The organism is Acinetobacter sp. ATCC 27244 (assembly GCF_000156555.1).
GTDB classification, from domain to species: domain Bacteria; phylum Pseudomonadota; class Gammaproteobacteria; order Pseudomonadales; family Moraxellaceae; genus Acinetobacter; species Acinetobacter haemolyticus.
In genome coordinates this window covers 16,011-27,722 of record NZ_GG665964.1, presented here as the reverse complement: position 1 = coordinate 27,722, position 11,712 = coordinate 16,011, and the positions used below count along the sequence as shown (strand labels likewise).

The window sequence follows — 11,712 nt, the reverse complement described above, 5'->3', positions numbered from 1 at the left end:
TTTTTAGATGGTGTTGACCATTAAAGTATTAAGCAGGTTTACGTAAATCTTTACGCAAAATTTTACCTACATTTGACTTTGGTAACTCATCAATAAATTCAACATAACGTGGGCATTTATAGCCTGTTAAGTTCTTTTTCGCAAAAGCAAGAATTTCTTCTGTTGTTAAAGAATCATCTTTTTTCACAACAAATAATTTTGGAACTTCACCTGATTTTTCATCAGGAACGCCAATCGCAGCAACTTCCAATACTTTTTCGTGTTGCGCAATGACTTCTTCAATTTCACTTGGATATACGTTAAAGCCAGAAACCAAGATCATGTCTTTTTTACGATCCACGATTTTGAAGTAACCACGTGTATCCATGATACCGATATCACCTGTGCGGAAGAAACCGTCAGCAGTCATCACTTTTGCAGTTTCATCAGGACGATTCCAGTAACCTTTCATGACCTGAGGACCACGAATTGAGATCTCACCTTGTTCACCCTGAGGAAGCTCATTTCCGTCATCATCTAAGATCGCAACATCAGTCAATGGCAATGGAATACCAATTGTGCCGCTGAATTCAGTTGTTGCTGGTGGATTTGCAGTTGCAACAGGAGAAGTTTCAGATAAACCATAACCTTCGATAATGATTGTACCTGTCACTTTTTTCCAAGCTTCAGCAGTTGATGGCAATACTGCCATACCACCACCCATCGCCATCTTAAGGTTACTATGGTCAAGTTGCTTAAATTCTTCGTTATTTACCAATGCATTAAACAAAGTGTTTACCGCTGGGAAGAAAGAAGGGCGATATTTACGTAGCTCATTAATAACCGCAGGTAAATCACGTGGGTTCGGGATCAAAATGTTTGCTTGACCTTTGTACATACCGTACATTGCGCAAACCATGAATGCAAAGATATGATAAAGCGGTAATGCACAAACAATACGATCACCTTTTTCACTATCAGATGCACCAAATTTGCTTGAGAAAATTGCTTCGCACTGTAAAAGGTTACCCACTAAATTGCGATGAGTAAGTTCTGCACCTTTAGATACACCAGTAGTACCACCTGTGTACTGAAGTACTGCTGTATCACTCAAAGTTAAGCTTGGACGCTTATAGTTACTTGGGTTTTCTTTGTTTAATGCAGTATTAAATTTGGTATGACCCGGAATACTCCATGCAGGGATTTGCTTACGTACTTTACGTAGAACAAAGTTAACGATGGTCCCTTTTAAAGTCCCAAGCATGTCACCAACAGTTGCAACAACAACATGTTTCACTGGTGTTTTACCAATAATGCTTTGGTAGACACTTGCGAAGTTTTCAATGATCACCAACACTTCTGAACCAGAGTCATTCAATTGATGCTCTAATTCACGCGCTGTATAAAGTGGGTTTACGTTTACAAGTACCAGACCCGCACGGAATACGCCCAATGCAACTACTGGATATTGGAAAACGTTCGGCATCATCACCGCAACACGTGTTCCTTTTGCTAACCCCAAGCTTTGTAAATACGTTGCAAATTTGCGACTAGCAACTTCTAATTCATTAAACGTTAAAACTTTATCCATAAAGATAAAGGCATCACGTGACCCAAATTTTTGGAAATTGCGTTCAAAAATATCAACAAGTGAGGTGTTTTCAGCAGGCAGTTCAACTGTTTCTGGAATTCCTGTCTTTTGGTATTCTGCAAACCAAATCTTTTCCATAATGCCATTATCTCCGAGTGGTAATCCTTAAAAATGTAACAACGTTACTTTCCATGGCAAAACATTTTTTTTAACTTTTTGAATTGCCCTGTTCATCTATCCAAACAATATGAATACATCGTCATATATAACGTATTTATATCACAGAATACTAGCCCTATCTCTGAATGAAGAGTCTATTTGCTTTTTGATATCCCCGTGGTAAAAGTTGGCCCTTTGTTGCTCTTTTTCCTAGATATTTTTGGAGATCATCTCCCTTCAGTTTTAAGTGCTGTTGTCCTGCAGCGACTTGGATTATTTCATCTAATGCCAGCGTTGTCATGGATAAAATTTGCTCTTTTTCATCAAGTTGTATCAACTTGTTACCTTTACCTTTATTCAGAACTGGAAGTTCTGCTAAATCAATAATCAGTAAACGACCCGATGAACTCAAGATTGCAACATGCGTTGCTTGCTGAATTGGCAACAATGGTAATGCCTTTGCCTTCTCCATCACAGTTAGGAAAGCTTTACCTGCTTTGGCATTGGTATCTAACTGTGTTGCTTGAGTTTTGAAACCATAGCCATTCGAACTTGCCACCAGTAATTCATTCGCATCATCTTCGACTAAGACTTGAATAAACGACACACCACTTGCAGGTGAAAGTTTTGAACTCAACGGTTCTCCTAAACCTCGCGCCGAAGGTAAGCTACTAATCGGCAAAGCATAGCTTCGACCCTTTTGATCTAAAAAGTAGACTCGCTGATTGGTTTTACCCACAGCATGACTGAGATATTGATCACCTGCACGATAGTTTAAATTGGCAGCATCGACATCCGCACCTTTCGCAGCGCGGACCCAACCTGCTTCTGACAATACAACCGTGACCGTTTCAGCTGGCATCAAATCTTGTTCTCGAATTTGTACCGCTTCAGCACGGGCAACGATCGGCGAACGTCGATCATCACCAAACTTTTTCGCATCTTCTTTCAATTCATTAATAATCAAACTTTTTAATGATTCAGGATTTGCCAATTGCTCACGAATTACTGCCGCTTTTGCTTCTAACTCTTCTTGTTCACGGCGAATTTCCATTTCCTCAAGTTTAGCCAAATGGCGTAGTTTGAGTTCTAAAATCGCTTCGGCTTGAATTTCATCAATCCCAAAATGCTGCATCAACACAGGTTTTGGTTGATCTTCTTCACGAATAATACGGATGACCGTATCAATATCGAGATAAGCAATCAAAAGTCCTGCCAAAATATGTAAACGTTTTTCAATCTTGGTTAAATGATATTGCAAGCGACGTGTCACAGTTTGCTTACGAATCTCAATCCATTCCAACAAAATACGGCGAATAGATTTTACCTGTGGGCGACCATCAGCACCGATCATGTTGAGATTGACACGATAGCTTGATTCTAAATCCGTGGTTGCAAATAAATGACTCATCACCGTTTCAGCATCGACACGATTAGAACGGAGGACGATCACCAAGCGCGTTGGATTTTTATGATCTGACTCATCACGAATATCTGCGACCAAAGGTAACTTTTTCGCAATCATTTGATCTGCTATCTGAGTAATCACTTTTGACCCTGAAACTTGATAAGGCAGTTCAGTAATCACAATCTCATTTTTCTCTACCGTATAAATCGAACGCATACGGTAACTACCACGACCTGTGGTTTGAATTTTTAACAATTCTTCAGGTGGGGTAATAATTTCTGCTTTGGTTGGCAGATCCGGTGCGGGAATATATTCAGCCAATTTCTCATCTGTAGTTTCAGGATTACGAATCAGCGCAATCGTTCCTTTCACCACTTCCCGTAGATTATGGGGTGGAATATCGGTTGCCATCCCGACCGCTATACCCGTTGTGCCGTTAAGTAAAATATTCGGAATGCGAGCAGGCAACGTGATTGGTTCTTTCATTGAACCATCAAAGTTATCTTGCCACTCACTTGTTCCTTGGCCCAGTTCACTCAGTAATAATTCACTATAAGCCGAGAGTTTAGCTTCGGTATAACGCATTGCTGCAAATGATTTTGGATCATCAGGTGAACCCCAGTTGCCTTGCCCCTCAACCAATGGATAGCGATAGCTGAATGGCTGTGCCATCAACACCATTGCTTCATAACAAGCAGAGTCACCGTGTGGGTGATATTTACCAAGTACATCACCAACGGTACGTGCCGATTTTTTCGGTTTACCTGTTGATTTTAAACCGAGCTCACTCATCGCATAAACGATACGACGCTGTACAGGTTTTAGACCATCACTGATATGCGGCAATGCACGATCCATAATCACGTACATGGCATAGTTAAGGTAAGCTTGTTCTGTGAATTCAGCTACGGAACGGTTTTCGGTTGCATGATGTGCAAGGCTGGTCATTTCAGCGATTCATCCAAAATTATTTGTTATCGTCAATATTTTGTATGCTATGTGGATGAAGGCGTTGTGACAAGCCCTTGTTGTTGTTTAAACGTCAAATGGTGTCATTCTATAAACGATAACTTGATCCATCATTTTCTATAATAAGTATCACTTTGATACTCACCATTCTGATAATTAATTAGCGTTATAACCAAATGTTCTCGTAAGGAGTGTATTCTTCCACCAACTTTCTCTATTTAATATGACTTGATCATCAGTTGTTGATTTAAAAATGTCTAAAATAGAAAATTTAAAGTGCTTTTCAATATATTCCTGACCCAGTTTTGCTAACTGAATATTTCCACCATGTCCACTTTTAATATAATTCTGCCATCTATTTAAAAGCATATTTTCACCATATGCTGACCCTACATACATTTTTCCATTAGAAGTATCGGTAATGAGATAAACGGCTTTTTGATTTTGTAAAGCGACTTTCCATGATTCTTTATCAATGACATATTTCAACTGATTCCATGACAAATGGATATGTTCATATCCTGGAAACTTTTCCATAGGTTGATCAGAATATAACTCTATTACTTTTTTATCTGTATAATGATAATGTTGATGCCATGATCTTTCTGCATCGCCCCAATCAATAACTAATCTAAATTTTAGCGCATTAAATTGAGGCATTTCTTCAAGATCATACTCATACTGATCTTTCTCTGAGTTATATCTCTTACTGTGGACCTTAAACACTCCCCAAAATAAGGACTTTCGACCATCAAAACCAATAAAAGAAATAATGTAATCTAAATTTTTAAATACATCTTTACTCTGTTCACTTTGATAATACTCTAACTCTGAAATATTAGGAACGAGATGTTCAGAAAGCCCTAAAAATCGTTTCTTATCCCTATGGCGAACATACTTCACTCTACTATTCTCATCTAAAGGATTATTTTCAATTAATTTCATTAAATTTTTAAAAGTCAAATGGTTCACTATCCTTCTCCTTTCCATAAAATATAATTATTCAAAAACTAATTCAGGTTGAATATCTAAAATACGAAGTAAAAGCAACACTGAACCCGTTGGAGATCGCTTTCGACTTTCCCAACTTTGAAGCTTTTTCACATCTATATGCAAACGTGCAGCAAACTCCTCTTGGGATAAATAAGTTTTTTCTCGCACTTTTTTCACATCTGGATAAGAAATATTACGAAGTACACATTCTATTGGATTGTTCCCCAATCCAACCTCCCCTTTCTTCAATATATCCTTAAATTCAGGATGATCAGGCGAAATTATTTTGACTTCTAAATTATTAGACATTTCTCTATCTGCCCTATATCTTTTTTAAAGTATAAAGTGCTTGAATTTATAAAATACAAGCATAAAGATTAAAACGTCGAATTATGACGCATAGAACATAAGCAATTAATCTATAAAAATTATTTTAGAACAGCACTCTTATCTTAATTTTTGACTAACAGAATCACTAAGAGTTTTGATCTATTGTATTAATTGTTTGAGTGCATCATTGTTCATTTTAATGCTCATCAGTTGATGAAGCAGACTCGGCATCATCATCTTGGTAGATAAATTTCGGCATTTCCAGACCAAAATAAAATCGCAATCAAACGCAGTGAAAAACCAAAAACCAAAGTCGCAATCACAGTCAACTCTAAGCCCAACCCCAACTGCAAACACACCCAATAACAAATCACCGCTACAAAGGAAATACTGGCATACAGCTCACGGCGGAACACCAAAGGCACGTCATTACACAAAATATCGCGCAAAATACCGCCTGATACACCAGTTAATACACCAGCAACTGCTGAGACGACAAAACCATGCCCCATTTCCAAGGCAATCTGACAGCCAATAATCGTAAATCCGATTAAACCAAGTGCATCAAGTACCAAGAAGATATTACGTAAATGCTTCATCCATTTGGCAATAAGGATCGTGACAAAGGCAGCACAACACGTCAAAACCAAATATTCTGGATGCTTCACCCAAGTTAAAGGATAGTGCCCCAATAAAACATCACGTACAGAACCACCGCCCAAAGCAGTAACACAAGCAATCAATGTCACACCGAACCAATCCATACTACGGCGGCCTGCTGACAGTGCACCTGTCATTGCTTCTGCAGTAATGGCAATAATATAAATCACGGTCAGTAACATTTGCCTGAATCCTTAAACAAGGCGGAAAAGTGTGCGCTATTTTAAGACAAACTTAGATGAATTGTGCACAACATTGCTTAAATTTTTTCCCTGAGCCACAAATACATGCTTGTTTCATGGTGACTTGCATATCTAAAGTAGGATCAAGGAAATACCAACGCTGTTGATACAAGACAAAATGCGAAACCTCATGATGAATATGTGGCTGTTTTCCATCCTGATTTTTATCACAGTAATGCGCTTTAAACTCAACCAATGCATGTGTTTTATCAAGCTTGGGTTGATGTCGAAGCACCTCTAATTTTAACCATTGATTAGACTGACTCCAGTCAGCAATCGCCTCTCGATCTAACAATGCTTGTTGTCCCAGAGCCGTTGTTTCCAAAATATAGTCAATTTGCTGTAGGGCAAAGGCGCTATAGCGCGAGCGCATCAATTGCTCAGCACTTTCAGCAACTTGCTGTTTTAAATGAAGCGGTTGACAGCATTCTACATATAAGCCGCGTCCACATGGACAGTTCTTTAACAGTGTCATGTTTCTTTCTCAAATAAAAATAGCCCGAGTAAAAACCATCATCATGTCACGATGGCCAAACCCTAGGGCTATTTAACTTATTTACTATTCTAATTACAGTTAAGCAATTCATCTTATTAAAAAGCTTTCGTCACTTATCAATACAATAGAACAAAACCTTGTTTTCTGACGTTATACATCTAAGCTATACGTAAATGTTTGCTCAACCTCGCTCAGGCTTTTCTTTAGCAACAATACGCACTTTTTCAATTTTGTGCCCATCCATCGTTACCACTTCAAATAAATATCCATCGGCTTCCACCGCTTCACCATTTTCAGGTAAGCGCCCTAGATGGAATAAAATATACCCGGATAATGTTGAGTATTCTTCACTCTCATCAACCAAATCTTTCGCCAACAAAAGTGAAACGTGTCGAATATCCGTTGAGCCTTCCAATAAAAGTGAGCCATCTTCTAGACTTTCAGCCGCTGCCTCTAATTCATCTTCATCTGGGAACTCACCAGCAATCGCTTCAAGAATATCAATTGGTGTTGCAATCCCTTCTATCGAACCGTATTCGTTGAGTACGATTGCCATTTGCAATGGTGCTTGACGCAGTTGCTCCATGACCATGAGAACTTGTGCATTTTCATGCACAATCACAGGTTCACGTAAATGTTTATCGAAATCAATTGCCCCTGTTTCAATATATTCATTTAACACTTTGTGAGTAAGAACAACACCTTCAATATTGTCCAATTCACCGCGGGCAATAATTAAACGCGAATGGGTCATTGCCATTAAACGTTCTTTTAATTCAGCTGGATCTGCATCGAGATCCAACCACTCCAATTCTGGTCGTGGCGTCATCACCGATTTCACAGGACGCTCAGACAAGCCTAATACACCTTGTACTAGAACGCTGTGATAAACGCCTGTATCTTCATCAAACACTTCATTGGCATAGGCCTGCGTTGCCAATACATCTTCTGTTTCTTTGTGTTGATTATCGCTGTTAATGCCTTTATTACCGAGCATTCGCAACACCGCAGAAGCAGTGCGATAACGCAAATCCGTAGTCGTTACCAATTTCTCTTGATTGCGTCGCATGGTTTGATTGACCGCCTCGACCAAAACCGAGAAGCCAATTGCGGCATATAAGTAACCTTTTGGAATATGGAATCCAAAGCCTTCGACAATCAATGAGAAACCAATCATCATCAAAAAGCCAAGACACAGGATCACAACCGTTGGATGTTTATTTACAAAATCCATTAATGGTCGAGAAGCGATCAGCATAATACCAATCGCAATCGTGACTGCGATCATCATCACCGAGAGATCTTTCACCATACCCACAGCTGTAATCACGCTATCCAACGAGAAAACCGCATCAAGCACGACGATCTGAACCACTACGACCCAGAACACAGCATGTACAGGATTTTCCTGTCTTAAAGCCTGCTTACCTTCAATACGCTCATGTAATTCCATAGTCCCTTTAAATAAAAGGAACGCCCCACCAAACAATAAGATCAAGTCTCGTCCTGAAAAGGCATGATCAAAAACATGGAATAATGGCGCTGTTAAGGTGACCACCCAAGCAATGGAGGCCAGCAAGACTAAGCGCATCAATAATGCGAGAATCAAGCCAATTCTACGTGCGGCATTACGTTGTTCAGGAGGCAGCTTCTCAGCTAAAATTGCAATAAAAACAAGGTTATCAATACCCAGTACAATTTCAAGCACCACCAAAGTCGCCAAACCGACCCACGCTGCAGGATCAGACATCCATTCAAAAATCATAGATGTGACTCCCCTACAGAATCATAAAGATCGGCATGGATTTGCTGATTGAAAAGATCGGCATTGGCAGCCAAAACATTTTTTTTAGAAATATAAAATATCAAAGCGGAGTGACAACAACCACTACTCATAGAAGTACATTTTTTACTTAACGGATTTTCAGTATAGGCAAGAACAAAATAAAATTCATCATTTTTTATAGGGATGTTTTTTGCAATTCATTACGCTATACGCTTCCATACTTTGTATGCGAAATGTGCATAAAACTGTCATATATGTGATTTAAACTAGACAAGCACAATGAAAATGATAAGGTAAAAATAAACCAAATGAATAGTGTTTTAATAATGACTGAAAAGAAAACGATTATATCTACTCCTATAAAGACAACCCAACCTCTCATCGCGTTGTACTGTGGCTCCCGCACAGGTAACAAGCCTATTTATCGTGACACAGCCATTGAATTGGCTCAACATATTGCCAATCAATCCTTTGGTATCGTCTATGGCGGAGCAAGTATCGGACTTATGGGCCAAGTTGCAGATACCGTCCTAGAGCATGGTGGTGAAGTCGTTGGTGTTATTCCTGAATTTATGTTGGATTATGAAATTGCACATAACCAACTGACCGAATTGCACATTGTTCAAAGCATGCATGAACGTAAGGCTTTAATGGCTGAACGTGCCAGCGCTTTTATCGCTTTACCGGGCGGATTGGGTACCTTCGAGGAAATTTTAGAAATTGCCACGTGGGGACAATTGAATCAACATCAGAAACCAATGATTATCTACAATGTAAATCGTTTTTATGATGCTTTAATCGCCCAGCTCGATCATGCTGTTGAAGAAGGCTTCCTACCGCCACAGCATCGCGCCAAAATTATTATTTGTGAAAACCCAGAACAAATCTCTAATGTCATCAAGAACCTCAATGCACCAACACACATTGAAGTTTAAACATCACCTATAAAAAATGCGGATCAATCTAGATCCGCATTTTTATGTCTCAATTTAATGTAGATTTACTTGATAAATACTAGTGGTACCACTCACCTCATTACCCACAACCAATAGTGGCTTGCCATTTGGCGAGTCTTTGGCAGAGATAAAGATTAGACCTTCTGGTCCAAGATCACCATGTGCAGACAATGCCGTCGACGGATCAGCCTGATCCCATACTTCTCGTGTATTTAAATAATCTTGGAAAATTGGCTGTTTAGGATTACTAACATCAAATACCATGACCCCACCCATACGCTCAAGTCCTAAGAACAAGAATTGTTTGTTGCCAATTTTGCCAATCGTCAAGCCTTCAGGTTCAGGTCCTTTATTGCTGCTACGTCCGCCTAATGTGTTGCCTTTTTCATGGTTGCTATTGAACCAATCTTGGCATGGAATATTCCGTGCTTTACCAAGTTTACATTGATCACTATTCAAATATTGTTCAATGAAATCACCCGAGTCATAAGCGATTTTAACTTGATTTTGTGTATCCCAAATTGAGAATGAGCGTCCACCTAACAGGTACAAGTCGTCGTACATCAAATAATCGGTAAGTGGATTACCATTGACACCAATTTTATCGCCAGCTTTTGAGTAATACACAGGTTTACCATTTTCAGTTTGGTAACCTTGTGTCCAGGTAATTTTTAAACGTCCCAATTGCTTGTCATCTCGGCAGTTACCAGCATCACCTTTGCTCGCACCACAGTAAGCAAACGTGGTTGGATTCAGATGTGCACCAGCAGCTAAATCACGTAATTGCGCAGGAAGGTCATCGGCACAACGGCGATCAAAACCATCCTTGTGCACGAGATGTTTTACGCGCCACTCTTCAACGAATCCTTTGCTATTGTCATTGTCACAGCGCTGCAATTTATTCTTTTCAAAGTCTTTCAGTTTGGTTAAGCCAAAATACTCGGCAGTATTTTCACCCCATGCACGCGCATCACCTTCATTTGCAGAAATTAAATAGGTTTTTTTATCCGCGGCAGTATAAGCAGCAATCGCATCAGGATGATAAATCCCTTTGAGCCCATTCCATGCCTTGATCATAATATCTTGAACTGTTTTTTTACCGTCAAAATCACTCACATCCAAAGCATTACTTGAGTTTTTATTTGGATCCAGCATCGACTTAAAACCACTGTCGCTAAGCCCGTGATCTTTGAATCCCATTGCTTCAATCGAAGTCACCGTTGCCGTCGCAATATCTAAAACCGCGATCGCATTATTTTCTTGTAGTGCAACCCAAGCGGTTTTACCATCATCCGAAACTGCAATATATTCTGGCTCTAGATCTTGAGCGACTGTCGCATTCGGTCCAAAAATACGAACTCCTTTGGCAAGTAACGCATCTTTTTGACTATTAAACGCTTTAAAATCAGCAGTTTTGACTGTTGGCTTGCTGATATCAGTCACATTGATCACACTGACTGAACCTTCTGGATCGGTTTGATAGTCATCAGAGGGTTCACCTTCATTGGCCACCAATACTGTTTTCCCATCTGGTGTGAACGTCAACATATCGGGTAAAGCACCCACTTGCACATGGCTCAGACGTTTAAGATCACTCGCTTGATAAAAGGCAACAAAACCAAGATCTGTTTTATTCGCAGCTTCAACAGCCAAAGCAATAATGCCATTTTGGATGCTGACACTATTCACCTTTGCACCTTCCGCAATGTCATCAACAGTTAGTGATTGTAAATAAGTTGGCTTAGCTGGATCAGCAAGATCAAGTACATCTAATGCCCCCAGCTCAGCATTGACCACAAAAACACGTTTTGTCGCAGGGTCATAGGCAGGAATTTCAGCTGCACTCTTTCCAAAAACACCTGATTCATATCGGCTTAAAAAGCTCAACTGAATTCGCTCTGGTGTAGGCTCTACTACTTCAGGTTTAGGATCAGGATTTGATGATTTTTCTGTTTTGTCATCATCATTACACGCCACCAACCCCACTGACAGCATTGCAGTGAATAACACTGAAATCTTAAATTTCATGATCAAATTCCATAGATTTTATTTTGTAGAGCTAATCTAGTCATTCGAGGTGCAAATACGATGACATTTTCATGTCAGTTCGATGACGAGTCTTTGACAATTTTGGGCTTTATTT

Annotated in this window: 8 protein-coding genes and 1 pseudogene; 1 reads left to right on the top strand and 8 read right to left on the bottom strand. The window is 39.5% G+C overall.

The features are described from left to right. Positions 1-28: 28 nt before the first annotated feature. From HMPREF0023_RS14100 to HMPREF0023_RS14070, 7 genes and pseudogenes are all read right to left on the bottom strand, one after another. Entirely contained in the window at positions 29-1,708 is a 1,680-nt protein-coding gene (locus tag HMPREF0023_RS14100) for an AMP-binding protein (protein ID WP_004637539.1), read from the bottom strand. Positions 1,709-1,865: 157 nt separating this feature from the next. Further along, positions 1,866-4,085 (bottom strand): DNA topoisomerase IV subunit A, encoded by a 2,220-nt coding sequence (gene parC / locus HMPREF0023_RS14095; protein WP_008942406.1) that lies wholly within the window; start codon positions 4,083-4,085, stop codon positions 1,866-1,868. A 177-nt stretch (positions 4,086-4,262) separates the two neighbouring features. After that, a complete protein-coding gene (locus tag HMPREF0023_RS14090) occupies positions 4,263-5,096 on the bottom strand; it encodes a GIY-YIG nuclease family protein (protein WP_008942405.1) in 834 nt (277 codons plus the stop codon). 9 nt (positions 5,097-5,105) lie between these two features. Beyond that, positions 5,106-5,408 carry a helix-turn-helix domain-containing protein gene (locus tag HMPREF0023_RS14085; protein WP_005087873.1) on the bottom strand — a complete coding sequence of 101 codons (303 nt, stop codon included), beginning with the start codon at positions 5,406-5,408 and terminating at the stop codon, positions 5,106-5,108. 217 nt (positions 5,409-5,625) lie between these two features. Next, a pseudogene (locus HMPREF0023_RS14080) lies at positions 5,626-6,271 on the bottom strand (trimeric intracellular cation channel family protein). Between the two features lie 52 nt (positions 6,272-6,323). Beyond that, on the bottom strand, positions 6,324-6,806 hold the full coding sequence (locus HMPREF0023_RS14075; RefSeq protein ID WP_008942403.1) for a YchJ family protein: 483 nt from the start codon (positions 6,804-6,806) through the stop codon (positions 6,324-6,326). A gap of 202 nt (positions 6,807-7,008) precedes the next feature. Then, the gene (locus tag HMPREF0023_RS14070) at positions 7,009-8,592 is read right to left on the bottom strand and encodes a TerC family protein (RefSeq protein WP_008942402.1); all 1,584 of its coding nucleotides are present in this window, start codon (positions 8,590-8,592) and stop codon (positions 7,009-7,011) included. A 329-nt stretch (positions 8,593-8,921) separates the two neighbouring features. Here HMPREF0023_RS14070 and HMPREF0023_RS14065 point away from each other — a divergent pair, with 329 nt between their 5' ends. Continuing rightward, entirely contained in the window at positions 8,922-9,548 is a 627-nt protein-coding gene (locus tag HMPREF0023_RS14065; RefSeq protein ID WP_008942400.1) for a TIGR00730 family Rossman fold protein, read from the top strand. A gap of 54 nt (positions 9,549-9,602) precedes the next feature. Here HMPREF0023_RS14065 and HMPREF0023_RS14060 read toward each other — a convergent pair whose 3' ends face one another. Continuing rightward, positions 9,603-11,597 (bottom strand): choice-of-anchor I family protein, encoded by a 1,995-nt coding sequence (locus HMPREF0023_RS14060; RefSeq protein ID WP_008942399.1) that lies wholly within the window; start codon positions 11,595-11,597, stop codon positions 9,603-9,605. Positions 11,598-11,712: the final 115 nt, after the last annotated feature.